Genomic DNA, 26,355 nt, shown 5'->3' with positions numbered 1-26,355 from the left:
GTTTTATTTAGGAAAGGAGGTACAGGGGATATGGAAATAAAATCAGAAGAAACTGCAACTGATCAATTGGCTAGAAATGTATATAAGAGTCCACTTATTCCTGGGATAGTTGGTTTTGGAGTTGTAGCAATCCCCCACTGGTCGACCATATATTTTCTAATTGGGGGTTAATAATAGCATTACTTGTCTTAAGAGTTTTTTTGGGGTATTTAAAGCAAAAACATCTTGATTACAAGTGGCATGCTTTGACGGGCATCTTTGTTTATGACACAACTGCATTCTTTTTCCTTATCCCGTTTTGGCGCGTAGTAGGTGAACCTTTATGGTTATTACTTGTTCTAATAGGTGTCTATGTTTTATGTCTATTACTTACACATCATTTTCGGTATGTTGTTGCGGAAGGAGTACTATCAGCTAGATGGAGGAAAACACTATTCGGGAAAGTGTATTGGACCGTGGCCATTCTCTTGGTTATCTTTACAGCTGGCGGCTCCTATGGATTTACGAGGTCACTACAGGTTTTCCAAGGTTATAACACAGCCCTTTTTGTAATAACAGCAAGCTTAATACCTTTTAACCGCATGCAATCAATATCCAAAAGAAAGAATTGGAATTATCAATGGATACCGTTGCAAAAGTAAAAAAATCAAAATCACTTGGCTTGTTTCCGAATGTTTTAATTATTGTTATGCAAGATGGTAGTAAACACAAATTCGTTTTGGGGAAACGTAATAAGATTGCGGAATCTATTCAATCATTTTTAATTAAACAATGAAAGAATGGTCTGGCTGATTTTCTTAACGGGAAGAGTAATAACTTTATATGTTTCGATTGTACTTTTTTTTACAACAATTTTGACGTACATAATGTTCTAGAATTGGAGTGTGTTCGATGAAAAATTTGATAAAGTACATTTCGATTTTTCTTTTTAGTTTTTCGTTATTATTAACTGGGTGTTCCGAGGATGGATCTTCAACTGATAAAAAGCAAGAAGAAGCTGAACAATCTTCCCACTCCAAGGAAGCTGATGAAAAGAAAGAAGTAACAGCACCTGAGGCAGCAATTGAACCAGCTGAAATGGTGAAAGAAGGACCGGGGGAGCTTTTTTCTGCTGAAGATATGAACCCTGAAAAAATAAAAAAGGCCGTTGAATCTTTGCCAAAAGATCTAAAAGGTAAAGAAGCACACAATTATCTCATCCATTTATTGGCAGCAGATTATGGCCCAGCGATAGAGAAATATGAAAATTTTAATCCTTCCTTTCTAGTAGATGATGCTCCAGAAGGAAGTGAAGATGAAGAAATAGGAGAAGAAGAGAAAGAACTGCAAGTTGCGTTGTTAATGGATGCAAGTGGAAGTATGGGAGGCTACGTGGGTGGCGAAATGAAAATGAAAGCTGCTAAAGACTCCTTGAAACAATTTATTGCCAGCTTACCACCCGATGCGAAAACAATGGTCCGTGTCTACGGACATAAAGGAACAGGAAGTGACGCTGACAAGAAAATGTCTTGCAGTAGCTCAGAGGTTGTTTACCCATTAAGTACATATAATAGGAAAGAGTTCAACAAAGCATTATCGACATTTAAACCTGCGGGATGGACACCATTAGCTGCATCTATCAGAGCAGCTCAGAAGGATTTACAAGAAAAATCAGGAGATAATGTGAAAAATGTTGTCTACATAATTAGTGATGGAGAAGAAACGTGTGGAGGGGATCCAGTAAAAGCTGCAAAACAGCTGCATGGATCAGGCATCGCTACTGCAGTAAACATCATCGGATTTGATGTTGAAAATGAAGCACAGGCACAATTAAAGAAGGTTGCAGAAGCAGGTGGTGGGACGTTTACTAATGTTGATTCCGGTAAGGATCTGGTAGAAGTTGCTGGAGATAATATCAGCGAAGCACTTGAAGCGGCTGAATTAAACATGTGGAGTGCCCTAGAGGGTGTTGATTTAACATGGGATGCTATTCATATGAACGATGATTTGGATGCGATAAGTGCTGATTTTGGTGATTTAATCGTCAAAGAAAATAGTTTACTAGAAACCGGTTTGGAAGGCTTAATACAAACGAAAAAAATAACAAAAGAAGAAGCTGACGAAATTGAGACATTGATTAAAGAGCGTCAGGATAAGCTTGATAAATTTAATGAAGGTAAAGAAAAAGAATTGGAAAAACGAATTGAAGAAAAAAAGCAGAAAGCAAGGGATTCAATTGATCAGGTAAGGAGAGAAAAAGCAAAGGATTAAACACCATAGAAATTCACCTTTAGATAAAACGAATTGTTTGAAGATACATTGAATAAACGTAGAGAAAAGTAAAAAAAGTTTGGTAGTTAAAGAGAGTTGCTGTCGATTTTATGACTTTTTTATATGAAATAATCAGAAGTAACAAATATAAGTCGAGAATTAAACAGTTAGGAGGACTTTAAAAAATGAATAGGAAGTTAGTTACACTATTAATGATGAGCATGCTATTAATTTTATTATTAGCAGCATGCGGAAGTGATGAAGAGGCATCTGGAAGTAATGATAAAGATAAGGATAATTCTACAGAACAGGAAGCTGAAAAAGATAACAGTGATAAGGAGAAGGACGATAAAGCTGAGGAAGAAAAAGCTGATGAGGAAACAGAAGGCGCTGTAGCCCCACAATCATCTTCTGAGGAAATATCGTTTAGACAGGTATCATGGATGATGGGCTCCCCAGACCGGAGACCTAATGCAGGTGTTTGGTACTATACAGCGAATGATCACCCATCTAAATACGATGATACCTTTAAATGGGAGAAAGAAGATATTCTTCTATGGCAAATTAGTAATAAGGAATATCAAGGGTATGATGCTGATACAGAGTTATTAGTCAAAATGGATAATGATGTCATAAAGATTGTTGTTGGGCTGGAAAAAGACGATGACCCGTCTGATAAAAAAATGCCTAGGAACTTTCTAAAGGTTGATAAAGGTGCACTTGAAGGTAAAAGTTTTATCATCGAGACAGTGGATGGAGAAGAATTATCATTGAAGTAGACATGTAAAGGGAGAGAAATATTGAATAAAAATATGCCTCTTTCCGATTATGGGCGGAGAGGCCATTCAATCTGGTGACAGTATTCATGCCGGGAATCAAGTTGATGCGGGCAGTGCAGGGATCGGTGGTTCAGCCAGTAATAGTGGAGAAGCTGGTACTAATGGATCTACTGTAAATGACGGTAATGGTGCCAACGGAGATGCAACCAGTGATAACTCCACTGATGCTGGGGAGCCGCCATCCTTATTGAATACAATTCTTAAATCCGCAAATGGTAGTGATAGTTTTATAGAAATGGCTGCAAATAATGTTTTCCATAAACTGAATATTCACCATCAGCTATAGGAAGTTTCTTGGAATTGGAGGATAGTCTCATCCCACCTTCTTTTTTATGAGTTTACAATTAAATCTGAAAGGTAATAGATCGAATTATTATTTTAAGAAAGGTACGGTGTATCAATGAATAAGGAAGTGTCATTTAAAAATAGTCGAATCATGGGAACTACCATTTTACTATTAGGAATGGGTTTTTTGGCGAGCGTGGTTCCCAAGATCAATTTAGTGGTGATGACGCTTAATTTACTATTGGCACTTATTGGTGGATTCTTGTTTTATTACTTTTGGAAGATAACGAAACATAACAGTAAACGTTATTTCTCTTTACTGTCATTTGTGATGTTAAATGTGATGGCTATTCAATTTGCAATTCCACTCTTACGTATTTATTTTTTAACGCTAACTTTTTGGATTGGCGTTGCTATGCTGATTATCATGGTTACTTTGCCTTATATATATGCAAGAAAGATTGCATACGGTATTCAAAAGCCGGGTAAATCGAAATTAGGGAAAATTTACCTTGTTTATTTGGGTTTGTTGTTTCCATTCGGAGGATCTGCATACATGAATTCTTTATACACTTCTAATACTGATGCTATCGTCGTTGCATTATTTACATTTTTGGTATCCTTATTTTTTTTATTCATAGCTCCTGTATTACTAATTAAACCCGCAGAAATGGATGAAATTACGCAGAAATAAGGTTACATACCCATTGGGTGTTAAATGAAGCGGAAGATAAAATTACACAGTCAATAAAAAATTCATCCAGTTATAGATTATTAAAGGCATCTGGAGACAGTGATAAGAATAAAAATACTTCTTCTGGGGAGAAAACAGAAGGCGCTGTAGCCCCACAATCATCTCTATTGAATACAATTTTTAAATCAACAAGTGATAGCGATAGTTTTATAGATATGGCTGCTAATATTGTTAAAGATGTTAAAAATTATGCGCTACGATTAGGTGATGACGTAGCACAAGGGTTAATCGCAACACATGCTGGTTTTAAATTTAATCAGTTAGCTGATGGTAAATATTCTGTTTATGGAAAGAACAGTTTAAATAACTCAATTGGAAATTGGTTTTATGATAGGTATAGATCCTATAATTACAACGGTAACAATGCAATCTATGCCCCACATGCAAGACGGGTAGGCGAAGCAAGATATAACGCATTCATGCAATCAAAAAACATCGGTGGCCCTGGTAGTTTAATGTCATCAGCAGGTAATTCTACTAAATCCGCGTTAAACATCTCTTGGAACGTAGCATCCAGCAGCTTTTGGAAACCTTCTAACATGATGAAGTTAGGAGGTCCTGTTGGAGTAGCCCTAACTTCAGTTGGATCCGTTTCTGATGGATTTACAGACTTCGGCGGTTTAGCTTCTACAGACTTTGCAGCTACTCTGACAAGTGATGTTGCGGTTGCGGTAGTATCTACTGCGGCTGGCAGTGCAGTATCCAGTATGGCAGCAGGTGCCATGGCAGGGTCGGTGGTTCCGTGATTAGGTACCGTCGTCGGAGCTGGAGCAGGATTGTTAATAGGCATCGGTACAACTTATTTCTTTAATAGCACAGGACCTGGAACAGCAATAAAAGAAGGAATAAGAAATGTTGCGAAAGAAGGTTATGATGCTTTAGTAGATGGTGTCAAGTCGGTTAGGGATGGTATATCTGATGGACTATCAAAAGTAGGCAGCTTTTTTGGTTTTGGGGGATGAGCCTTTTATCCTCCCCTCCTTTTTAAAATTGAAAGTTTTTAGTTTAACTGCCTGCTAAAAGATAATTTTAGTGTCATACGAAAGGTAGGATGGAAGTATGGGAAAACAAGTAACCTATAAGGAAAGCCGAATAGTCGGTACTACCATTTTATTACTTATTACCGGATTTTTAATGAGTTGGGTCCCTAAGGGAAATTTTGTATTGTTGATGATTAACTTATTATTGGCATTAATTGCCGGTGTATTATTTTATTACTTTTGGAAAACAACAAAACATGATAGTAAACGTTATTTTTCCTTGCTGTCTTTTGTAATGCTAAATGTTATGGCTATTCACTCTGCTATACCTTTATTACGTATTTACTACCTGACCCTAACATTTTGGATTGGGATTATTATGTTAACTATAATGGTTATTTTGCCGTACTTATACTCAAGAGAGATTGCATTTGGCATCCAAAAGCCTTATAAATCTAAGTTAGGGAAGGTTTATTCAATTTATGCTGCATTGATTATTATTTTTGGAATAACAGCATTTACGGGTTCATTATACACATCAAACACAGATGCAATCGTACTAGCTTTGTTTGCATTTTTGCTTGCTTTACTATTTTTTTTCATTTCCCCTGTATTACTAATTAAGCCTGCTGAAATGGACGAAATTACGAAGAATTAAGGGCAAATCCAGTGGAGGTTAATATGTTAAGTTTTAGAGGATTTATTTAAACAATTGGTGTTACTCTCATCATTACATTGGTCTACGGTTTTATTATAGTTTTTTTTAATTTAATGCCTGTGGAATGGGTAGTCTTTTCAACGTTTATTATATCTTAAGGGGGTGTTGGGGTTTTAGCGCCATTATGGAATATGCAACCCCCTTATTTTGCAGCATTTTTGTCGGCGATTGTATTAACCGTGTTAAGTTTATTGTTTTCAGTTACGGTACTTAGAATACAAGTTATGGTTGAACCGAATACCGTAAATGAAAATTTACTTTCAAGTACTGCCTTTGCAATGTTGATTGCCTTTTTATTCATGCAAATTAATAATAGAATTGAGCGAGAAGACCATGATAAAAACTAGTTTTGAAATCTATAATAGACATCTTATCAAAATCATGTTGATTAGCTTAATTATTGTTATTCCGTTTTCACTTTTTATATATTTTTTAACGTATTATTTATATGATTCTTTAGAAGCGGATCAATACCCAAGTTTATATATGGTATTTTTCATAATAATGTTACTTATCTTTCCTTTTTTTATACATAATATGAACTTAAAAAAGGTTTTAAGAATTAAACTTTAGTAATGTATAACCGCCCAATACCCAGAATCCCAAAGTGATGACTCTCAATTATTCTGCGGTTTATCCCAGTGCGGATATTTATTATGGATTATTAACACTTATTAAAAATTAAACAGGTAAGTAAGAGCGCTTACAACTCTCACTTACATTTGATTTCCTTACACTCTAATAGCAGCATTTACGGATAATGTGGTTATTAATTACAAAATCCCTTCCAAAAACTCCCGAATCTCATCTGCTTCCATTTGGGTCTCATGAAATATGTGCTCGATTTCACCTTTTTTGTAAAGGTCATCTTTTCCAAGTAGAGCAAACCGGTTTTTCTGTAAATAGATGACGACTTGTTTCTTTGGATTCTCTTCATGTTGCATGAAGGCAAAGTCATAGCGTTGTAAATTGCCCATAAAGCTTATGTAACGAACCTCTTTTGTTACTGTTTCATCTTTCAGGTAATCAAACTTATCTTCCATGTTATTTCACCTCGAACAATTTATGTATTTTTTCGCAGTAAACACTTTCTTACTGCATAAGTGCAACTAAGGCTTATCTATATTAAGGCTTGCACTCCAGAGTATAAGGGCTATGAAAGCAAAATACGCTTTCATAAGAATCCCTTTAACGAATGCCAAGTTTACTAATACTATAACATGTTTTGGTTATTCAATCATTTTAAATATGATATAGTTGTATGTAGCAGGACTTTGGGAGGGTTATATTATGTATTTTGTTGAACGAAAAAAAATTGAAGAAACACTTATATATATGGAAAAGTTACTTAACGAAGTTTCCCGCCATAAGTATGAAACATTTATGGAAAAGTTATACTTAGAACGTACTGTACATATGGTAATTGAATCGATACTTGATGTTGGGAATATGATGATTGATGGGTTTATTATGCGTGACCCAGGAAGTTATGAAGACATCATCGATATTCTTGTGGATGAGAAAGTGGTGCCAGAAAATGATGAGGCAGGCTTTAAGGAAGTAATTCAATTACGGAAAATCGTAGTAAAAGATTATATTGAAGTAGATCATGCGTTATTGGATCGAACAATTCAGGAAAACAAGGACAAGTTAAATCAGTTCAGTTCATACATCAGAAGTTATTTGGATAACGAGTTAGGCGTCGCAAATGCATTTGCAAAAGAATAGTAAAGAGGTATTTATATAAATGAAGAAATACAAAGGGTATTTAATCGATTTGGATGGTACAATGTATCGGGGAAATGAACGGATTGACGAAGCAGCTGAATTTGTTTCCAAGCTTGATCAATTTGGTATTCCGTACTTGTTTTTGACGAATAATTCCTCCAGGACTCAAGAGCAAATATCCGATAAATTACAAAGTATGGATATCCGCTCAACTCCTGAACATGTTTTTACATCGAGTATGGCTACAGCGAAATTTATTAAGCAAAAAAAGCTTAATGCACGCTGTTTCGTGATTGGTGAAGAAGGACTGTATGATGCTTTACAGCGAGAAGGTCATATTGTTACAGATAAGGATTGTGATTTTGTCGTTATCGGAATCGATCATGAAATTAACTATGACAAGCTGTCTAAAGCATGTATTGCGGTTCGTGGAGGTGCTGCGTTTATTTCGACAAATAGTGATGTGGCAATTCCTACTGAAAGAGGACTTGAGCCAGGAAATGGGGCTCTAACATCAGTTGTGACTGTTAGTACTGGTAGAGAGCCAATCTTTATCGGTAAACCTGAAGAGATTATCATGGAACAGGCATTAGGTACACTTGGTTTTTCTAAAGACGAAACACTCATGGTTGGTGATAACTATCACACTGATATTCTCGCTGGTATAAATGCCGGTATAGATACATTAATGGTATTTACCGGTGTAACTCCATATAAGGATTATCCACTGCTTGTTAAAAAACCAACCTATTATGTACATAATTTAATCGAATGGATTGACCATTTAAATATTCACTAAAAAGCCCAGCAAATGCTGGGCTTTTGTTCTTGTATAGGAAATTATTAAATTTAAGTGCTGTGGATAATTGGACTTCCGAATCAGCGACGTCCAGCTCCAGCGCCTAGCGCCTAGTGGACTTCCCTCCCCGTGTCTACGATAAGTCAACATCGAATCGCTACGCTCTTCGTGTATCCTTTATCTCACACGGGAAAAGGAAGATCGACTAACACCGCCGCTTTGCGCGGCAACGTCGACCCACCCGCGATGCGCGGGCGCAGTCCATACGGCGCTGAACAGGCGCTTGCGCTTTTGTTTGTTAATCATCAATTAGCTGGTCATCACCAGTGGCATGCGCTAAACGACTTGATGCTGCAGCGGCAATTGCCCCTACGATATCATCTAAAAATGTATGGCATTCTCCTGTCGATTTATCATTCAAACGTTTTAAAATGCCTGGTTTTTGTTTATCAATATAACCATAATTCGTAAAACCAATGGAACCATACACATTTACAATAGAAAATGCCACAATCTCATCGATTCCATATAAGCTTTCATCGGTTTCAATTGTTGCTTGAAGTGGCTGGGCAAGCATATTCTGCTCAGCAAGCTTATCCAGTTGTATTCCTGTTAAAACAGCATTCTGCACTTCTCTTTTTGTTAATACACGATCCACGTTATGCAAGCAATCATCCATGCTCAATTCATCATGATATTTTGATTGCAGGTAATAAACCAGCTCCGCAATATCTTCTAATGTAACACCACGTTCTGTTAGCCATTCTCTTGCTTTTTGTTCCAGTTCACTCTGATTCGTATTTTCATCCATTAATATCACCTTTTCTCCGGAAATTTGTTAAGATATTTCTTTTTCAAACATACACTAATAATAGTCATGAAAGGGGAGACCAACATGAGGGATTTACTTGCAACATATTATGGGATTCAAGCAAATGAAAGAACTGTCTGGAATGGGGTAGAAGGACTCAAACATAATAACTTATTTTATTTTACCATTTCTGCTGAACAGAGGGAAATTATACATATGGAGCAGGCAGCACTTGCTTATTATCTATATGAAAATAATTACAGTCAAACAGCTATTCCGGTTCCAAATAGGAAGGGCGAGTGGTACACAGAATACCACAATGAGAATCACATGGTATTTCAATTGGAAGATAATCCTGTTGACAGCAGTGTAGTACATGGAGCATCTCTAGCTCGTTTTCACCAAACTGGTTCACAGTATCAGTACGAACCACAGGTAATTTCAAGCTATGGCCAATGGAAACAATTATGGATTGATAAGTTAACCGCCTTTGAAAAGCAGATTGAGGTGGATTCAGCTGAATATCCTAATGAATACCACAGACTCTTAGTAGATGCTTTACCATATATAATTGGACTAAGTGAAAACGCTATTCAGTATATACAGGAAAGTGAGTTTGAATCACGGTTTCATGAAGTTGATCAAGGTACTATTGCCTTCAGAAGATACCAGGGAGAGCTTGAATCAACCATATGGACAACTGATCTCGTATATGACCACCCGGTTCGTGATTTAGCAGAATATACCAGGTTTAAATTATTGAATCGAGAAGACCCAATGAGTGAAATTAAAGATTTTCTAAATGAATACAAACAGGTACGGACACCCTCTATATTCAGTTGGCGTTTATTGTATGCTCGATTATTATTTCCAATCCATTTGTTTGATATTATCGAACAGGGTTTCAAAGTGAAGCACTATGAGCAACACTATGATGAGCTTGAAGAAATTCTTGAACATCAGACCATATACGAGGGACGGTTAGGGAAACTTTTTGACCAGTTAGGCATTGATAGTAATGAATTACAAATTCCTATGTTACACTGGCTATAAGTTTGATATAGGAGCGGATAATTATTAAGAAGCCAATAATTTATATAACACGGAAAATTCCGGATGAGATTTTAGCGCCTTATCAGGATTCCCTTGACTTTCGTATGTGGGAGGAAGAGGATATTCCCGTCCCAAGAAATGTGCTCTTGCAAGAGGTAAAGGAAGCTGATGGTGTGTTATGCTTGCTTACTGAAAATATGGATCGTGAATTATTTGAGAATGCTCCACAGTTAAAAGTTGTTGCAAACATGGCTGTTGGTTATGACAATATTGATTTAGAAGCGGCTCGGGAAAGGAATGTTATCGTTACAAATACACCTGATGTGTTAACCGAAACAACTGCCGATTTAGCTTTTTCTTTACTAACTGCTACGTCACGCAGAGTTGTAGAAGCAAATGATTATATTCGTGCAGGCAAGTGGAATCATTGGTCACCATACTTAATGGCAGGCTCTGATATCCATGGGAAGAAAGTTGGAATCGTTGGAATGGGAAGAATTGGTGAATCGATCGCTAGACGTGCAAATGGGTTTGGTATGCCAATTATGTACCACAATCGTTCACGAAAGCCTAGTGCTGAAAATGACCTTGGAGCTACCTATATGGACTTTGATGAATTGCTTCGTGAGGCTGATTTTGTTGTTTCAGTTATTCCCTTAACAACTGAGACAAGAAAGCTGTTCAACGAGGACGCTTTCGAGAAAATGAAAACATCTGCTATCTTTATCAACGTGTCACGTGGAGGAGTAGTGGATGAAAAGGCTCTGTATCATGCTCTAAATGAGAATACGATTCATGCTGCTGGCCTGGATGTCTTTGAGGAAGAACCGATTGACGCAGATCACCCACTTGTGAAGCTGGACAATGTTGTTTGTTTGCCGCACATCGGATCTGCGAGTGTAGAAACTCGGACTAAAATGCTTCATCTTTGTATGGATAACCTTCTGGCTGTTTTTAGTGGAGAAGGGCCAATAACTCCTGTGAATAATCCATAAAAAAAGCAAAGCAGACTATTCTAAGTCTGCTTTTAATAAGTTATATTTTAAAATACCTGTTCGATTTCTGTAACACCTGGGACCTCTGCCATTAAAGCACGTTCAATTCCAGCTTTCAACGTGATTGTAGAACTTGGGCAGTTACCACAAGCACCCATAAGACGAAGAAGTACAATGCCTTCGTTATCAACATCAATTAGCTCCACATCTCCACCATCACGTAGTAAAAATGGGCGTAATTTGTTTAAAACTTCCTGTACTTGCTCTTGCATTATCCAACGTCTCCTTTCTAATATCATTATAAAACGGATTAGGAAAAAAATCTATCCAAAAATTTAATTTATGTGTAGTAGATATTTTCATTTTATCTTTTATTAAAGATTTTGTAAAATATAAGTAACTAAGATGTGGAGGTTTCGCAATGGGAAAAAATATCTTGATATCGGTTTACGGAGCAGAACAGATTTGTGCAAGCTGTGTTGGAGCCCCTGGATCTAAGGACACATATGAATGGTTGCAGGCTGCAATAGGGAGGAAGTATATTGATGATATCATTGAGTATGAATATATTGATATGAATCAGCCTCCTGATGTTGAAAAGCATCAGCAATTTGTTGAACGAATCTTTGAAGAAGATTTATTTTATCCTATTGTTTTAGTAAATGATGAACTGGTTGCTGAAGGGATTCCAAGACTGAAGACGATATATCGTGAATTAGATAAAAATGGGGCAGTTTTGCAACCATAAATGGAATGAGGTTTGTTTTGACATGGAAATCCCTTTTACCAAAATGCATGGATTAGGAAATAATTATATTTATATAGATTTATTTAAGTTTACTATTGCGGAGGAGCATCTATCAGGTCTTGCGCAAAGTGTATCCGATGTTTATACCGGGATTGGCTCAGATGGCATGATTCTGATTCAGCCGAGTGATGCTGCGGATGTTGGCATGCGAATTTTTAACAAGGATGGCTCAGAAGGACAGAGCTGCGGGAATGGATTACGCTGTGTAGCAAAGTATGCATATGAAAATGGGATTATTCAGCGTGAAAAATTTCAAATTGAAACACGTGCCAATACAGTTGAAGCTAAAGTAAGTGTGAAGGATGGTCTGGTCCATGAAGTCACAATTAATATGGGGGAACCAATATTACGACGACAGGCGATTCCGATGATGGGTGAAGATTCGCTTCAGGTTGTTGCTGAGCCATTTACTGTTGGAGCTGAAAAGTTAGATGTTACTGCAGTATCTATGGGCAATCCGCATGCAGTATTTTTCGTAGACTCTATAGATACGGCGCCACTGTATGAACTTGGACCGATAATAGAGAAGGACCAACGTTTTCCAGATGGTGTAAATGTAGAGTTTATTGAAGTGATTTCTCCAAAAGAGCTTAATTTTCAGGTTTGGGAACGTGGCTCTGGTGTAACACAAGCATGTGGAACGGGGGCATGTGCCTCAGTAGTAGCTGCCGTCTTGAATGGGAGTGTGAAGCAGAACCAGGACATTACTGTTCATCTGGCAGGTGGCGATTTAATTATTAATTGGGATGATAAAGGTTCCGTCTGGATGACTGGTGGAGCAGATGTAATCGCAACTGGAACATATTTTTTAGCCGATAATATTTGAATAGTTTCCTTGTAGTTTGTATACTGGTAGGTAACATATTGTATTGATCCGTCTGAAATAATGAGGAGGGAATTAAGATGGCTATTACGGTCACAGATCAAGCAGCAATCCAGGTGAAAGAAATGATGAAAGAAGAAGAAGAGGGTGTCCGTCTGCGATTTGGAATTAAAGGCGGCGGATGCAGTGGACTATCATACTCAATAGGCTTTGATTATGAAGTTAATGAGGAACTTGATATGGTTGACGATATTAATGGCATCCCTGTTGTAATTTATAAACAGGATATACCTATTATAGAAGGAACAACGATAGATTTTAAGCAAAACATGATGGGCGGCGGATTTAGTATCGACAATCCGAACGCAATGGTATCATGCGGCTGTGGATCTTCATTTAAAGCAAAAGAACGAGAAGGTTCACCAGAGAAGTGCTAATATATAAGCCAAAGCGCAGGAAATAAGGTGCTTTGGCTTTTTTTGACAGATAACTGCATAAGTGCAATTAAGGCTTAGCGATAAGCTAAGTTTTCTAATTGAAATTGAGTGGAGTCAAGAATAGATTAAATCCTGAATTAAGCTAATAAAGACTGATAAAATCAGATTGAAGACTGATAAATGCTAGTTGAAAACTGAATAATGCCTAAGAAGGATAATAAAGACTGAATAATGGCAGGGAATACTGAATCAAGCTAACACGTTTATCAAAAGCCTAAACACTTTAATAAAGTGTTTAGGCTTTTTTTTAAAACATACTTGTTGAATGCTTTGGCTGAATTCGGGCTTTCGGATCGATATATTGTTTTGCATTGTTTATGGCTGTTGGACCTTCACCGAATCCAGTGGCTATTAATTTTACTTTACCTGGATAAGTGGTAATATCTCCTGCACCATAAATCCCCGGGATATTGGTTTCCATTTTCGAATTAACAACGATACTGTTCTTCTCAATTTCCAATCCCCAATCTTTAATTGGACCAAGTGTTGATACAAAACCATAGTTACATAGAACGGAGTCGACTTCGACGTCTACTGATTTATCACCTTTTACTTCTTCCAATGTAACTTTGTTAATTTTTTCGGTACCGGTAATAGCTGTTGGGACAAAAGGTGTTAAAATATCAACATTAGAATTCATTAATTTTTCTACACTATGTTCGTGTGCTCTAAATTTGTCGCGACGATGGACAAGACTTACTTTCTTAGCTATTGGCTCTAGCATTAATGCCCAATCGACTGCTGAGTCCCCACCACCCAGGAGCATGACGTTCTGATCTTTATATTGATTCATATCTTTTACATGGTAGTGCAGATTGACACCTTCAAATTGATCACAATCTCCAACGTTTAGACGACGTGGCTGGAATGCACCATTGCCAGCTGTGATAATGATTGTTTTAGTATAGTGCACTTCTTTATCTGATATCAGTTTGAACGTATCATCTTCCATACGTTCAATTTTATTTATCGACTGTTCAAGAACAATTGTTGGATCAAACATATTTGCCTGTTCCTCAAGGTTGTCCACCAGGTCTTGTGCACGGATCTTCGGAAAACCTGCAACATCATATATATATTTCTCTGGATACAGGGCAGTTAATTGCCCGCCAGTATGTGGTAAGCTTTCAATTATCTTAACACTAGCTTGTCTCATCCCGCCATAAAAGGCAGTGAACAAGCCAGCAGGTCCAGCGCCGATAATTGTTACGTCATATACTTTATCTGACATGGAAATCCCCCATTTATCTTTTTCGTGTATGTGTACCATCCCTATATTATCATAAACAATTATTCTATGTGTATTGATGCACATAAGCAAGGGAACTTTATCAATGTTTGAAAAATACATCTTTTATAAATGAAAAAAATAAGGTTGAAAATTGTCGAAAGAACGTCTAATATAATCAATAGATATTTTATATTACATTTATGTAACAAAAGTTATATAAATGAAATAAACTTATTAGTAGTACTTGGCCACTTGCCAAGTTTTTCTAATGTCTTTTCACGTGAAATAAATCACAAATGAATCGAAAAAACGAAGATGGAAGTGATAAGAGATGAATCAGCCAAAAATTGTCATATTAGGTGCAGGTTATGGGGGAATGATGACGACTGTAAAATTGCAGAAGTCACTAAATATTAATGAGGCTACTATTACGCTTGTAAATAAAAATGACTATCATTACCAATCAACTTGGTTGCATGAAAATGCTGCTGGAACTTTACATCATGATCGGACACGAATTCCGGTTAAAGATGTTGTTAATATGAGTAAAGTCAATTTTATAGAAGACACAGTTGTTTCTATTAAGCCGGATGAAAAAAAAGTAAAATTGGAAAATAGTGTACTAGATTATGACATTCTTGTCCTTGGCCTCGGATTTGAAGCAGCAACTTTTGGAATCCCTGGGTTAGAGGAGCATGCGTTTACGATCGGAAACATAAACAGTGCCCGACTAATAAAAGAACATATAGAATATAATTTTGCAATGTACCATAATGAAAAAGTAAAGAATCAAGGCCGTCTAAATATTGTTGTTGGAGGCGGGGGATTTACAGGAATTGAATTTGTTGGTGAATTGGCAAACAGAATTCCAGAGCTTTGTAATGAATACGATATAGACAAAGCACTTGTACGTGTCATTAACCTAGAAGGATCACCATCTGTGTTACCAGGGTTTGATCCACAGCTTGTAGAGTATGCTATGAACTCCTTGGAGTCACGTGGTATTGAGTTTATCACTGGTGCAATGTTAAAGGAATGTAAATCAGACAGTATTGTTTATCAGAAGGATGATAAACTGTCAGAAATCCCCACCCAGACTACAGTTTGGGCTGCCGGAGTCCGTGCTAATTCGATTGTTGAAGCTTCAGGATTTCAGACAAATCGTGGAAAAGTAGAAGTTCGTCAGGATATGCGTGCACCAGGTTATGATAATGTATTTGTTATTGGTGATTGTGCATTAATTATGAACGAAGAAACTGGACGACCATATCCGCCAACAGCACAAATAGCAATTCAGGAATCTGGAGTAGTTGCACATAATGTCAAGGCCTTAGTTCAAGGAAAAGAAGAACTAGAAGTGTTTGAACCGAAAATTCTTGGGACAGTAGCTTCACTTGGTCATACGGATGCGATTGGAGTTGTGCTAAATCAGCGCAAAATATTTGGCTGGAGCGCTACTGTTATGAAAAAAGTTATTGATAACCGTTATCTCTTAAAATTGGGAGGACCAGGGTTATTAATAAGAAAAGGAAAATTTAATATATTTTACTAGATTAGATGAATATTAGAGAACTTGGCTTATCGCCAAGCCTTAGTTGCACTTATGAAGTAGGAAAGTGTTTATACTTTCTTAACTGCTAAGCAAAGGCTATAGTGATGCCTTTGCTTTTAATCATTTTTGTTATAAAATGGATTCTGTATGCAAAGTGTGAAGGGAGATACAACGGTGATACAGTTTGTAGTTTCTATATTATTGTTTTTTGTAATATTTTTTGGACTGGCCTTTATTTTAAATATGTTATTAAGAAAAACTTGGTTAATGGCATTTATTTATCCGGTGATTGTTTTAATGATAGTTGATGATATGTCATCACTTGATTACTTTAAAGATCCAGGTGGGTCTTTTTCAATAGCAATTTCTAAACTAATGGATATAACAGTTGCTGATATTAGTATTCTGGGAGCTGGTTTCCTGGGGACAATTGTATCAGGAATTGTTATTCGATTTTTACGAAAGAGTGGCTATCAAATGTTTTAATGGACAGCAGATAAGCGTTAACCCTTGTTTTTCGAGGGGTAACGCTTATTTTTTAGGCAGTTAAGAAAGAAATCCTTTCTTACTGTATAAGTGCAACTAAGGCACTCGCCATTAAGGCTTGCACTCCAGAGTATAAGGGGTTCTAAGAAAGCAAAATACGCTTTCATAAGAATCCCTTTAACGAATGCCAAATTTTCTAATAGTTCAGATTTCTTCCTAGCCATCATTTATCATCTTCAAATTTTTGTCATTAATTCATCCAGGAGATGAACAAATCTTTCTTTTTCTTCATGAGTTAAGTCCTTATCCCCGTATCTTATCTTTTGGTATAAATCAAGATAAGAAGGATTTATATTCAGACGGGAAAACCATTCCTCAATTGTTTCTGAAGGCTGTCTCCCCGACCCATTCGTATGAGCTTTCTGTTCAAGCTTGAATACTTTTCTCCTTAAAGGATTTACTGTTTTCCAGGATGAAAAATACTTCCGTAAGCCCCTGACTTCATTTGAGGAGGGCTTAATTGGTGCAGCAGTTGAAATGCTGCTCTGCTTTCCATCAGGGACATTTTCTTGAATAACCTTTTTCCTGAAAAGAAAAATTGTGATAACAATAAGTAAGGTTAAAGCGATTAAAATGGTCCACCAATTTATAATCTGTATCCCGCCATCGTAGGAACTGTCAATATTAGCTATTTCGTCGAATTCATCCATATTTTCTTTGAAACTGCTTGTCGCTTGGTTAAAGGTTTTTTCATCTACAAGATTGAGAAAAACCCGAAAATCAAGACCTAAGAAGCCAGCAAAATTAACGATACCAAACACGATGTATTGAAACAGGATAACAACACCTGACAAAATAAAACTGATAAGCCCTTTGATTAATGGATACAGGACATAAGTAAATATACCTCCTGCCAAAAGGATTATTCCGAAGGTGCTAAACGTTAAAGATGTCTTTAGTTTACTGTGTTTTTCCATATTGTTCATCAGCTTCAGCCAATACCCACAAAGAATAATGATGAATTGTAAAATACCAAACCATATTAGGTTAGGATGATTGATAAACATGATTTCAAGGAAAAACATAACGCTTGTTAGAGTTAGGATTGTGAGTTGATTGTCGGATGGATTATTCCTCTCAATATAAGCATATCGCCAAGTAATAAATCCAAGCCAAAGAGCTATAGCAAGTATTGGATAATTAAAAATATAATACATAAACGAAAAAGCTATTGCTATAACCGGTATATAAACTGCGTAGTTTTTTATCATCCGCATGCAAATATCAAATAGGATTAATGTTAGCCCTGTAATAAGCAGATAGCTCCAAAAGGGATAAGGGTCTTGGGTAAAAGTAAAAATAGGAATGAGTATAAAGTAAAACATAATTGATTCCGAAAATAATTGCATGAACTTTACTATACGACTGTTATTATCCATACATATCAGTTCCTTTTATGACTGGAATAATATGAGAATCATTAACGTGGAATAGCTGATTACCTTGGCTTATCAGCTTATTTATATAGTAGTTATTCGATTCATTATTTTCTCCGACCATTATTATCATTCGTGATTTTGTCTGGGACTGGTAAAGACGATACAATATGTTCTTTACCGGAATTATCAAACTTCCCTCACCAATACGAGTAAACAGTTCCAAAGTTTTCTTTAAGTGTTGGATGTCATGATGCTCAGGTAAATGAATAAGACTATCACTGTTCAGATAAATTTCTACTTTATGACCGTCTTTTATAATATTACTTGCTATGTATGCTGCTTCAGATAAAATCTTTTCCAGTCTTGGACTTGTGTATAAATTATCCAATGAACTTCTCTCGGATATGTTAACTATAATCGTCCAGGCGATGTAACGGTTTCGTTCGTATATTTTGGTTTGTAGCTTTTGTGTCTTGGCACTTGCTTTCCAATGAATTCGCTGAAAGGGATCAGAAGTTACATAATCCCTTGTTCCTAAAGGCTGAAGTACATCTTCATATGGAGAATGAATTGTAACACTCGTACCAGGGTTTTGGTTGCGAATTTCTCGCAGCTCATCTACTGCTTGTAATTCAGGAAAAACAATCAGTTCATTCAAATTCTTTTCATTAGGATATAGCATTAAATGTTCAAAACTCAGCAGGTGCGAAAATGTAAAATGGAAGTCTTTAAGACGACCAACACCACGTTTTACAGTCTTAAATGGAATTGTTAATGATACTTCACTTTTTCCTGGGAGTGTAACCGGAATTTGGTAATAATTTAAGCCCCTCCAGGTGGTTTGCAAATGGTCCTCATTCAAGACATGATCTTTCATTTTAAAGGATATATATCCATTTAAATAGGGGAGCAGCGAGTCATTTTTTATCTTGATTGTTAGGTTTAACGTTTCACCGGGGAATGCCCTTTTGAATTGTTTGGGAATTTCCAGAGTTAGATTTCTTCCAATTTGACGATTATATAATTGCAATCCAAGATAATAAATAACGATTATACCAATCAAAATGAATACGAGAGATCTATCAAGGTATAGACTGACAATTGTCAGGAAAACGATAAATGCTAATATGAGTTGGCGGTAAACATCGTTTTCTGCAGCTTTTACTATTTTCCATTGCATTACCTTGCTGTCCTCGCTTCAACAGGTACCTCAACAGACTGAATTAACTCTCGTACGACTTCTGTTTTCTCAGTACGTATTGCACCTTCCATGGAAAGAATAATACGATGTTCGAAAACATGGCTTGCAATAGATTTAATATCCTGGGGGCTGACAAAATCGCGATCGTCTATAAATGCGCGAGCTTGGCCAGCCCGCATTAAAGCTAATGCAGCTCGTGAACTGACACCAAGTTCAATATCCTTATGCTCCCTCGTTTTATGGACGAGCTCCAATAAATAATCCATTACAATGCTTGAAATACCAACTTGCTTTACTTCCTGCTGTAATAGAGTTATTTCTTCTGTTGACAGAATGGGTTTAACCTCTTCTATTGGGTCACTAAGGCGCTGATTTAATAATATTTCCTTTTCCTGTTCATAGCCTGGATAATCCATCATAATTTTCATAGAAAACCGATCAAGTTGAGCTTCAGGCAATGGAAATGTTCCGTGATTGGACTCAATGGGATTCTGAGTCGCAATAACAAAAAAAGGCAAAGGAATTTCTATTGTTGTACCATCAATTGTCGTTTGGTGCTCTTCCATGACTTCAAGCAGGCTTGATTGTGTTCTGGGTGTTGCACGATTGATTTCGTCAGCCAATAAAATGTTTGTTTTAACAGGGCCGGTTAACAATTCAAACTCCTGTGTTTTTGGATTGAAGAATCTGATACCTGTTACGTCACTAGGTAGTACATCAGGTGTAAATTGAATACGGTTGAATTGACCATCGATAATTTTAGCAAATGTTTTTGCTAATTTCGTTTTACCTGATCCAGGTACACTTTCAAGTATGACATGTCCATTACTCAAGAGTGCTGTAAATAATAAATCTATTGCGGATTCTTGTCCTAAAATTATATGGTTAATTGTATCTTTTGCCATTGTGAGTTTATGGTAAGCTTCCAAAATAAGGTGCTCCTTTTCGTGTAGCTAATAATCTTACAATTTATTTTATCACACATAATACTCTCTATGGCTTCTCATACATAAATGCTTTTCACTTTTTAGAATATTTTATAGAATTAATTACTTTTCAAATGCTTATGTGTATAATAATTTGATACTTGGTAACACTGTCCAGATAGGTAGTTATTTTCGGTTGCAGTTTCCTGAGGGTATTATGCCCAAAGCTGTTATATAAAATTAGCATGCTACCAGAAAGGTGTTATCATTGATAAAAACTAAAATTTTTCGAAGAGCTAGTATGTTTGTTTTATTCCTGGGAGCGTTTATGGTGACTTTATCGTCTATTTCAAATATCACGGTAACAGATGTAAATGCGTGGGTTGCAGAAGGACCTGAAGTTTCTAATGAATATACAGGCAAAACAGCAGGAGAAAAACAAGTAGCGTTAAAAGAGAAGAACTTAAATGTTGCTAAACAACAGAAAAGATATATTTCAAGTGAGCAAGTAGAAGGCCCAAAAACACTGAAAGAATATAGTGAAGAATTTATTGTGGAGCAGTTTCCTAGTACTACAGTTATGGCAACAGGTTATACTGCTGGTGTGGAATCAACAGGTAAGACACCAGATCACCCCCAATATGGTGTGACGTATTCAGGCGTAACCGTTAAACGAGACTTGTACTCTACTATTGCAGCAGATTTAAGCATTTATCCGATAGGAACAGTGATGTTCATCCCAGGATACGGATATGGTGTTGTTGCGGACAAGGGTGGAGCTATTAATGGAAACAAAATCGATCTGTATTATGAAACAGTGGAAGATGTATATTCAGAGTGGGGTAAAAAGCAAGTTGAGGTATATATCATTGAACGCGGTGATGGAAATTTAACAGAAAAAGACCTAAACAAACTAAACGAGAATGAATCATTACAAGTATTCAGGAATCAAATTACAAAAAGTTAAATCAAAAAGGAGAATCCCTTTATAAAGTGGTTCGGTTACGGCGTACAAAAAAGTAATTTGTACTCATAATTGGACTGCTTTTTTTATGGAGTTGCTATTGTCTTTAAATGGTACTGTTGATCGTGGATGGATTCGCTCATTTTCATCGAAGTTGACTATCAAGCATCCTTGCTAGTAACATGAATAGTTGATAGTTAGTAAATTAAGTCGGAATCCTGCTTCTCAGGTAGATAAAACATAATTGAGGTTAATATCCTGCATCTCAAGTTGATATATCACATTCACGGTCGAGAGGACTTGCAAAATATAGAGTGCGGAATTTAGTCCTTACCTCTTACATGTGAAAAGCTAGCGAGAAGTGTCACTGTATCATCCAATCAATATAATGTGAAAAGCATCAAATTGCTAGGCAATTCAATGCTCAATCGTGAGACTATTAGTATAATTGATAAATTAAAAATGCAATTGCAATTCCTGATAGGCCGCCGAAAAATACTTCGATTGGCTGGTGCCCCAGTAATTCTTTTAACTCCTTACGTTTTTCATAATCTTCCTTTTTACTCCAGTCCTTGGCGCCGTCCATAAAGTATTGAAAGTCTTTAACTAGTTGATTTAAAACTATTGCCTGTTCTCCTGCTTGCCTGCGTACTCCCGAGGCATCAAACATAATAATAATGCTGAAGACACATGCAATAGCAAACATAGTGGATGGGACCCCTTCTGAAATCCCGACACCAGTCGTTAGTGCGGCTACTGCTGCTGAGTGACTACTTGGCATACCACCATTGCTGAAGGCTAAACCAGGTTTGAATTCTTTTGTCACAAAGAAGCGGATAGGAATTTTTACAGCCTGTGCAAAAATAATTGCAGACAATGCTGCCCATAATGGAAAATTTGCAAAGAAACCCATGAATGTGTGAACACCCTCTCTGTTGCTTTAATTTTTCTAGTCATGAAACGGTGGTAAACTTTTAAACACTATAATTTGTAATTTTATCACATATGTGGAAACTTTTCATTTAATGAAAAAAGGATACTCCATAGGGAATATCCTTGCCGATTTCTCATGTATTATGCTTGTGCAGTGGAAGTCCATCTCGATGGAACACGCTTAGCTAAGCTTACCATAAATACAGCAGATAAACATGCCAGTGCAGTGTCTTTTACGAGAAACGGAATCATGCCTATCCATGCTACCGGATAGGAAATCTGCAACTCAAGCCATGTATTCATTGCAACATACATATAGCTTACACCTATTCCATAATTAATTATTAACCCGACAAGAGCCGCTACTGTATATACTGGAATGGAAGGCTTTTTGCTGAACTCTGCAATGAAACCTACAAAAAATGCTATGAATACAAATGAAATTATGAAACCTCCAGTAGGTGAGACAAGTGCCATAGGGCCTGCAGACATCTTTGCAAAGACAGGGACTCCGGCCACACCAATTAAAATATATGTAATCATAGAGATACTACCTAATTTTTTACCGAGCATTAATCCTGCTAAAATTGCGAAGAATGTTTGGAGTGATAATGGTACGGTTGCTCCACCAATTGGAACTGCAAGCATCGGAAACCACACTGCTATGTTGGCTCCCACAGCCATTAAACATACAAAGACTGAACCGAATGTTAAGTCAATCGGACGTAAACTTTTCACTTCAATCGCTCCCTTCAATACTGATGATATAAAATTACACGATCATTGTCAACTGTATTTTTAAATGGTTAACGATAGAAATGAAAAATACAGCCTCTCATAATTGAAAGGCTGTCCTAAGTTATTCTTTTATCGCTGCATCAAGTGCGATTTCCATCATTTCATTAAATGTAGTTTGTCGCTCCTCTGAAGTAGTTTCTTCACCTGTAAGGATGTGGTCAGAAACAGTTAGAACTGAAAGAGCCTGGCGATTAAACTTTGCAGCCAGTGTATATAATGCTGTTGTTTCCATTTCGACTGCTAGAACTTTATATTTAGCCAATAATTCATTTACTTCTTGTGCATTATCACGATAAAATGTATCGCTGGTAAACACATTTCCTACACGTAAATTCATTCCCTTATCAATTCCTACATCATACGCATTCTTCAGTAAATCAAAATCAGCTAATGGTGCATAATCAATACCATTAAATATCATCCGGTTCATTTGCGAGTCAGTAGTTGCTCCTTGTGCCAGAATAACGTCCCGGACTTGAACGTCTTTTTGAATGGCACCGCAAGTACCTACGCGTATTAGTTTCTGAACATCATAACTTTGGATCAACTCATTTACGTAAATTGAGATGGATGGTACACCCATACCGGTACCTTGAACAGATACACGCTCACCCTTGTAAGTCCCTGTATATCCGTACATTCCCCGTACTTTATTATACTGTGTAACGTCTTCTAAGAACGTATCTGCAATAAACTTTGCTCGTAAGGGATCACCAGGTAACAAAATCTTATCAGCAATATCGCCTTTATTTGCTCCAATATGCACACTCATGTGAATGTTCCTCCTATATTAGATAATGATACAAAATAACGTTATCACAACCTGTGTGCAAAAACAAATAAGTTAAAGAAATCATTAATTTATTGCTTTTCTGTTTCAATCAAGATTATAATTGTATATAATGAGAGAAGGTATTTCAAAATAAAGAGATACATATAAAGGATATTATTGTTGGAAGGATGAGTTAAGATGCAAGAACAATCATTTACAATCACAGCAGATACTGGTGTACATGCACGTCCAGCTACACTATTGGTAAATAAGGCTGGACAATTTGAATCAGAGGTTGAAATTTCATATAATGAAAAAAGTGTTAACCTTAAGTCGATTATGGGTGTTATGTCATTAGGAATTCCTAAAGGAGCAGAAGTGAAAGTCTCTGCAACAGGAAGCGACGAAGAAGAAGCAATCAAAGGTGTAACAGAAGTGCTTAAAGAGCATCTAGGGGAATAATAATCGAGCTAGGGAACTATTCTCTAGCTTTTTATTTTTCACTGATGGAAAATATGCAATTTTTAGAAAATGGATAAGTAAATAAAATAAGCATGTACTCCGAAGTATCAGATAGCAATAGACACTTTCGAAATCCCATTTAACGGTAAACCAAGTTTACTAACATAAATATGACTATAAAGAAGAGGTGACTTTAATGAACATTTCTGTTTCCCAGCTTCCTGGAATTGGTCAGAAAATTTCAATGAAGACTGCAGAAGATGACATGCTGGTAATAATCGTACACCATACAGGTAAAAGAGAGTTATATTTCTTTGATGACGCTGATAGTGATGAAGCAGATTTTGCTATGGATCTTACACCGGATGAGACAAGGGAAATTGCTGCACAGTTACTCGGTGCAACCTATCAGCCCGTTGGAATTGATAAAATGCGTATGTTTAAACGCCAGATTATTATTGATTATATAACATTGGAAGAAGCATCTTCACTTGCACATAAAACGATTGAAGAATCAGATGTTCGTAATAAAAGTGGTGCAACTATTATTGGGATTGTTCATGGTGATGATGTTACAGCAATACCTGAAGCAGACACAACACTAATACCAGGCGATATCCTGATGTCGGTTGGAAAAGAAGATCAAATTTCCACCTTATCAAAGCTATGTAAGGGTGAGGAATGATGAGTTTTGTTCACTGATTTTCCAACGCTATTAGGTGCTGGGATAGTATTACTCAGTATATTTGTATTAGGGTTTATCGGATTCAGAACGAGGTTTCCAAACGTAATACTGTATATTTTATTAGGTGTTTCGTTTGCAGGGTTTTTGGAAGGTAATGAATTATTACATTTTTCCAGTGAGATTGCCATCGTTTTATTGTTCTTTGTACTTGGGTTGGAATTCAGTACAAAACGATTAGGCGGAATAGCTAAAAAAATATGGAGTTCAGGTCTTTTGGATGTAATCTTAAGCCTGGGTGTTTCTACTTTAATTGCGTTTGGCTTTGGAATGGACTGGTTCACAGCATTTCTCATTGGTGGTATTACATATGCGACAAGTTCATCGATCACAGCGAAACTGCTTGATGATAAGGGCAGGATGGCAAACTCAGAAACCGAGTATATCTTAGGTATATTAATCTTTGAGGACTTAGTTGCGCCAATAGTAGTTGCCATATTAATTGCAATGAGTTCAGGTGATGCTTTTGGTGGTGTGGATTTTGCAATACTGTTAGGCAAAATAATTGGAATGGCACTTGTAGCGATTATCTTAGGAAAAACGTTATTCAAGCACTTTGAAAAGTTTTTGCAGCGTATCGATGATGAGGATTTCAAATTTGCCTTATTAGTAGGTATCGCAGTTTCCTATGGCGGGTTGGCATTATACTTGGGGTTATCCGAAGTGCTGGGTGCATTTTTAGCCGGTGTGATGCTAGCTGAAATTGGTAAAATTGATCGAATTGAGGGTACGGTATCCCCAATTAAGAACCTTGTTTTACCAACCTTCTTTGTCTATTTTGGAACAACAGTTGATTTAGGTGAAGGCGTACCAATGCCAGTACTGTTAATTGTACTGTTAATATGGTCAATTATAGCTAAAATAGCAGTCGGTATTGTTGGTGGAAAATTATATGGCTTGTCAAAGCGTGTAGCTTTACGTGCGGGATTATCACTTTGTGCGAGAGGGGAATTTTCAGTAGTTATTGCAGGAGTTGCTGTCGGGTCGATTAAAATATTCAGTGGAGTTTATATCGTAATAGCAGCATTTTTAGGCATGGTTCTGTTCAATTATGCTCCCAAAATAACAAGGAAAATATATGGACAACCAGAGAAGAAAAAGAAGAACATGAAGGTTCCAACTGCGTAATAAAGCAGTCTCACAATAGTTGTGAGACTGCATGCTATTTATGACGGGCTCAGTTTAGGGAGAGTTAATGCTAATAACAATAATAATTAGCAGACATTTCGCCCCTGTTGTTGAAGAATCCATTTTTTAACGAGATGAGGATCCGGTTTACTGGTTTGGCGGATCCTCATTCCGTTATTTCCTTAAAAATCCTCGTTTTTAGCCTGGGTTCGGATCCTCGTTCCGCTATTTGTCATTTCTGCTTCAAAATTTGGCTGATTCTCTGCTATTAGCGGAATGAGGATCCGTCTCACCCTTCTCTGAGCACATTTTCTGTTATTTAGCGGAACGAGGAATCACTTCGATTGCTTGTGGCGATACTTCATCCTATTATTGTATAAT

At 36.8% G+C, this 26,355-nt stretch carries 34 protein-coding genes; 24 read left to right on the top strand and 10 right to left on the bottom strand.

Annotated features, from left to right (window positions below):
* The first annotated feature begins 30 nt into the window (after positions 1–30).
* The 11 genes from ACTWQM_RS18410 to ACTWQM_RS18360 all read left to right on the top strand — a co-directional run bounded on the left by ACTWQM_RS18410 (position 31) and on the right by ACTWQM_RS18360 (position 6,173).
* On the top strand, positions 31–171 hold the full coding sequence (locus tag ACTWQM_RS18410) for a hypothetical protein (protein ID WP_443259620.1): 141 nt from the start codon (positions 31–33) through the stop codon (positions 169–171).
* Between the two features lie 29 nt (positions 172–200).
* Positions 201–641: a hypothetical protein gene (locus ACTWQM_RS18405; RefSeq protein WP_443259618.1), complete on the top strand. Its 441-nt coding sequence runs from the start codon at positions 201–203 to the stop codon at positions 639–641.
* Entirely contained in the window at positions 620–775 is a 156-nt protein-coding gene (locus ACTWQM_RS18400; RefSeq protein ID WP_443259617.1) for a hypothetical protein, read from the top strand. Before ACTWQM_RS18405 ends, ACTWQM_RS18400 begins: the two co-directional genes overlap by 22 nt.
* Before the next feature lie 116 nt (positions 776–891).
* Positions 892–2,250: a vWA domain-containing protein gene (locus ACTWQM_RS18395; RefSeq protein ID WP_443259616.1), complete on the top strand. Its 1,359-nt coding sequence runs from the start codon at positions 892–894 to the stop codon at positions 2,248–2,250.
* A gap of 185 nt (positions 2,251–2,435) precedes the next feature.
* Positions 2,436–3,029: a hypothetical protein gene (locus tag ACTWQM_RS18390; protein WP_443259615.1), complete on the top strand. Its 594-nt coding sequence runs from the start codon at positions 2,436–2,438 to the stop codon at positions 3,027–3,029.
* Positions 3,030–3,078: 49 nt separating this feature from the next.
* Complete coding sequence (locus ACTWQM_RS18385; protein ID WP_443259614.1) at positions 3,079–3,375, top strand: hypothetical protein; 297 nt, start codon at positions 3,079–3,081, stop codon at positions 3,373–3,375.
* Between the two features lie 114 nt (positions 3,376–3,489).
* Positions 3,490–4,068 (top strand): hypothetical protein, encoded by a 579-nt coding sequence (locus ACTWQM_RS18380; RefSeq protein ID WP_443259613.1) that lies wholly within the window; start codon positions 3,490–3,492, stop codon positions 4,066–4,068.
* A 17-nt stretch (positions 4,069–4,085) separates the two neighbouring features.
* Positions 4,086–4,874: a hypothetical protein gene (locus tag ACTWQM_RS18375; RefSeq protein ID WP_443259612.1), complete on the top strand. Its 789-nt coding sequence runs from the start codon at positions 4,086–4,088 to the stop codon at positions 4,872–4,874.
* 30 nt (positions 4,875–4,904) lie between these two features.
* Positions 4,905–5,090 (top strand): hypothetical protein, encoded by a 186-nt coding sequence (locus tag ACTWQM_RS18370; RefSeq protein WP_443259611.1) that lies wholly within the window; start codon positions 4,905–4,907, stop codon positions 5,088–5,090.
* 97 nt (positions 5,091–5,187) lie between these two features.
* A complete protein-coding gene (locus ACTWQM_RS18365; RefSeq protein ID WP_443259610.1) occupies positions 5,188–5,766 on the top strand; it encodes a hypothetical protein in 579 nt (192 codons plus the stop codon).
* Between the two features lie 191 nt (positions 5,767–5,957).
* The gene (locus ACTWQM_RS18360; protein WP_443259609.1) at positions 5,958–6,173 is read left to right on the top strand and encodes a hypothetical protein; all 216 of its coding nucleotides are present in this window, start codon (positions 5,958–5,960) and stop codon (positions 6,171–6,173) included.
* 426 nt (positions 6,174–6,599) lie between these two features.
* Here ACTWQM_RS18360 and ACTWQM_RS18355 read toward each other — a convergent pair whose 3' ends face one another.
* A complete protein-coding gene (locus ACTWQM_RS18355) occupies positions 6,600–6,869 on the bottom strand; it encodes an SAV0927 family protein (RefSeq protein ID WP_443259608.1) in 270 nt (89 codons plus the stop codon).
* A gap of 247 nt (positions 6,870–7,116) precedes the next feature.
* Here ACTWQM_RS18355 and ACTWQM_RS18350 point away from each other — a divergent pair, with 247 nt between their 5' ends.
* Entirely contained in the window at positions 7,117–7,554 is a 438-nt protein-coding gene (locus ACTWQM_RS18350) for a DUF86 domain-containing protein (protein WP_443259607.1), read from the top strand.
* 19 nt (positions 7,555–7,573) lie between these two features.
* Positions 7,574–8,353, top strand: coding sequence for a TIGR01457 family HAD-type hydrolase (locus ACTWQM_RS18345; protein ID WP_443259606.1), 780 nt, complete (start codon positions 7,574–7,576; stop codon positions 8,351–8,353).
* A gap of 298 nt (positions 8,354–8,651) precedes the next feature.
* On the opposite strand, the gene ACTWQM_RS18340 is transcribed toward ACTWQM_RS18345, so the two are convergent.
* Positions 8,652–9,164 (bottom strand): phosphatidylglycerophosphatase A family protein, encoded by a 513-nt coding sequence (locus tag ACTWQM_RS18340; RefSeq protein ID WP_443259605.1) that lies wholly within the window; start codon positions 9,162–9,164, stop codon positions 8,652–8,654.
* A gap of 84 nt (positions 9,165–9,248) precedes the next feature.
* Here ACTWQM_RS18340 and ACTWQM_RS18335 point away from each other — a divergent pair, with 84 nt between their 5' ends.
* Together ACTWQM_RS18335 and ACTWQM_RS18330 are read left to right on the top strand one after the other, a co-directional pair.
* Positions 9,249–10,217: a hypothetical protein gene (locus ACTWQM_RS18335; RefSeq protein WP_443259604.1), complete on the top strand. Its 969-nt coding sequence runs from the start codon at positions 9,249–9,251 to the stop codon at positions 10,215–10,217.
* 23 nt (positions 10,218–10,240) lie between these two features.
* Entirely contained in the window at positions 10,241–11,212 is a 972-nt protein-coding gene (locus ACTWQM_RS18330; RefSeq protein ID WP_443259662.1) for a 2-hydroxyacid dehydrogenase, read from the top strand.
* A gap of 47 nt (positions 11,213–11,259) precedes the next feature.
* Here the strand turns inward: ACTWQM_RS18330 and ACTWQM_RS18325 are convergent, their stop codons facing one another.
* Entirely contained in the window at positions 11,260–11,511 is a 252-nt protein-coding gene (locus ACTWQM_RS18325) for a NifU family protein (RefSeq protein WP_443259603.1), read from the bottom strand.
* Positions 11,512–11,633: 122 nt separating this feature from the next.
* Here ACTWQM_RS18325 and ACTWQM_RS18320 point away from each other — a divergent pair, with 122 nt between their 5' ends.
* The 3 genes from ACTWQM_RS18320 (at position 11,634) to ACTWQM_RS18310 (ending at position 13,280) form a co-directional block, all read left to right on the top strand.
* The gene (locus ACTWQM_RS18320) at positions 11,634–11,960 is read left to right on the top strand and encodes a YuzD family protein (protein WP_443259602.1); all 327 of its coding nucleotides are present in this window, start codon (positions 11,634–11,636) and stop codon (positions 11,958–11,960) included.
* A gap of 22 nt (positions 11,961–11,982) precedes the next feature.
* Positions 11,983–12,846, top strand: coding sequence for a diaminopimelate epimerase (gene dapF / locus ACTWQM_RS18315; protein ID WP_443259601.1), 864 nt, complete (start codon positions 11,983–11,985; stop codon positions 12,844–12,846).
* A gap of 77 nt (positions 12,847–12,923) precedes the next feature.
* Complete coding sequence (locus ACTWQM_RS18310) at positions 12,924–13,280, top strand: HesB/IscA family protein (RefSeq protein WP_092492135.1); 357 nt, start codon at positions 12,924–12,926, stop codon at positions 13,278–13,280.
* Between the two features lie 307 nt (positions 13,281–13,587).
* On the opposite strand, the gene ACTWQM_RS18305 is transcribed toward ACTWQM_RS18310, so the two are convergent.
* Positions 13,588–14,571 (bottom strand): NAD(P)/FAD-dependent oxidoreductase, encoded by a 984-nt coding sequence (locus ACTWQM_RS18305; RefSeq protein WP_443259600.1) that lies wholly within the window; start codon positions 14,569–14,571, stop codon positions 13,588–13,590.
* 331 nt (positions 14,572–14,902) lie between these two features.
* Here ACTWQM_RS18305 and ACTWQM_RS18300 point away from each other — a divergent pair, with 331 nt between their 5' ends.
* Positions 14,903–16,123, top strand: coding sequence for an NAD(P)/FAD-dependent oxidoreductase (locus tag ACTWQM_RS18300; RefSeq protein WP_443259599.1), 1,221 nt, complete (start codon positions 14,903–14,905; stop codon positions 16,121–16,123).
* Between the two features lie 174 nt (positions 16,124–16,297).
* Positions 16,298–16,609: a YuiB family protein gene (locus tag ACTWQM_RS18295; protein WP_443259598.1), complete on the top strand. Its 312-nt coding sequence runs from the start codon at positions 16,298–16,300 to the stop codon at positions 16,607–16,609.
* 236 nt (positions 16,610–16,845) lie between these two features.
* Here ACTWQM_RS18295 and ACTWQM_RS18290 read toward each other — a convergent pair whose 3' ends face one another.
* From ACTWQM_RS18290 to ACTWQM_RS18280, 3 genes are all read right to left on the bottom strand, one after another.
* A complete protein-coding gene (locus ACTWQM_RS18290; RefSeq protein ID WP_443259597.1) occupies positions 16,846–17,880 on the bottom strand; it encodes a hypothetical protein in 1,035 nt (344 codons plus the stop codon).
* A gap of 160 nt (positions 17,881–18,040) precedes the next feature.
* Positions 18,041–19,228 carry a DUF58 domain-containing protein gene (locus ACTWQM_RS18285; RefSeq protein ID WP_443259596.1) on the bottom strand — a complete coding sequence of 396 codons (1,188 nt, stop codon included), beginning with the start codon at positions 19,226–19,228 and terminating at the stop codon, positions 18,041–18,043.
* Positions 19,228–20,178 carry an AAA family ATPase gene (locus tag ACTWQM_RS18280; RefSeq protein WP_443259595.1) on the bottom strand — a complete coding sequence of 317 codons (951 nt, stop codon included), beginning with the start codon at positions 20,176–20,178 and terminating at the stop codon, positions 19,228–19,230. The genes ACTWQM_RS18285 and ACTWQM_RS18280 overlap by 1 nt, the downstream gene beginning before the upstream one ends.
* Before the next feature lie 325 nt (positions 20,179–20,503).
* Between ACTWQM_RS18280 and ACTWQM_RS18275 the strand changes: the two genes are divergently transcribed.
* Positions 20,504–21,142 (top strand): 3D domain-containing protein, encoded by a 639-nt coding sequence (locus tag ACTWQM_RS18275; protein WP_443259661.1) that lies wholly within the window; start codon positions 20,504–20,506, stop codon positions 21,140–21,142.
* A gap of 436 nt (positions 21,143–21,578) precedes the next feature.
* Here ACTWQM_RS18275 and ACTWQM_RS18270 read toward each other — a convergent pair whose 3' ends face one another.
* The 3 genes from ACTWQM_RS18270 to deoD all read right to left on the bottom strand — a co-directional run bounded on the left by ACTWQM_RS18270 (position 21,579) and on the right by deoD (position 23,642).
* Positions 21,579–22,052 (bottom strand): divergent PAP2 family protein, encoded by a 474-nt coding sequence (locus tag ACTWQM_RS18270; RefSeq protein WP_443259594.1) that lies wholly within the window; start codon positions 22,050–22,052, stop codon positions 21,579–21,581.
* 161 nt (positions 22,053–22,213) lie between these two features.
* On the bottom strand, positions 22,214–22,810 hold the full coding sequence (locus tag ACTWQM_RS18265; protein WP_443259593.1) for a biotin transporter BioY: 597 nt from the start codon (positions 22,808–22,810) through the stop codon (positions 22,214–22,216).
* Between the two features lie 121 nt (positions 22,811–22,931).
* Positions 22,932–23,642: a purine-nucleoside phosphorylase gene (gene deoD, locus ACTWQM_RS18260; RefSeq protein WP_443259592.1), complete on the bottom strand. Its 711-nt coding sequence runs from the start codon at positions 23,640–23,642 to the stop codon at positions 22,932–22,934.
* A gap of 198 nt (positions 23,643–23,840) precedes the next feature.
* Between deoD and ACTWQM_RS18255 the strand changes: the two genes are divergently transcribed.
* From ACTWQM_RS18255 to ACTWQM_RS18245, 3 genes are all read left to right on the top strand, one after another.
* Positions 23,841–24,104: a phosphocarrier protein HPr gene (locus tag ACTWQM_RS18255; protein WP_443259591.1), complete on the top strand. Its 264-nt coding sequence runs from the start codon at positions 23,841–23,843 to the stop codon at positions 24,102–24,104.
* Positions 24,105–24,300: 196 nt separating this feature from the next.
* A complete protein-coding gene (locus ACTWQM_RS18250; RefSeq protein WP_092492146.1) occupies positions 24,301–24,789 on the top strand; it encodes a cation:proton antiporter regulatory subunit in 489 nt (162 codons plus the stop codon).
* A gap of 6 nt (positions 24,790–24,795) precedes the next feature.
* On the top strand, positions 24,796–25,974 hold the full coding sequence (locus ACTWQM_RS18245) for a cation:proton antiporter (RefSeq protein WP_443259590.1): 1,179 nt from the start codon (positions 24,796–24,798) through the stop codon (positions 25,972–25,974).
* Positions 25,975–26,355: the final 381 nt, after the last annotated feature.

The organism is Virgibacillus sp. L01 (assembly GCF_052246775.1).
In the GTDB taxonomy this organism is placed as follows: domain Bacteria; phylum Bacillota; class Bacilli; order Bacillales; family Amphibacillaceae; genus Lentibacillus.
This window is presented reverse-complemented; position numbering and strand designations above follow the sequence as displayed.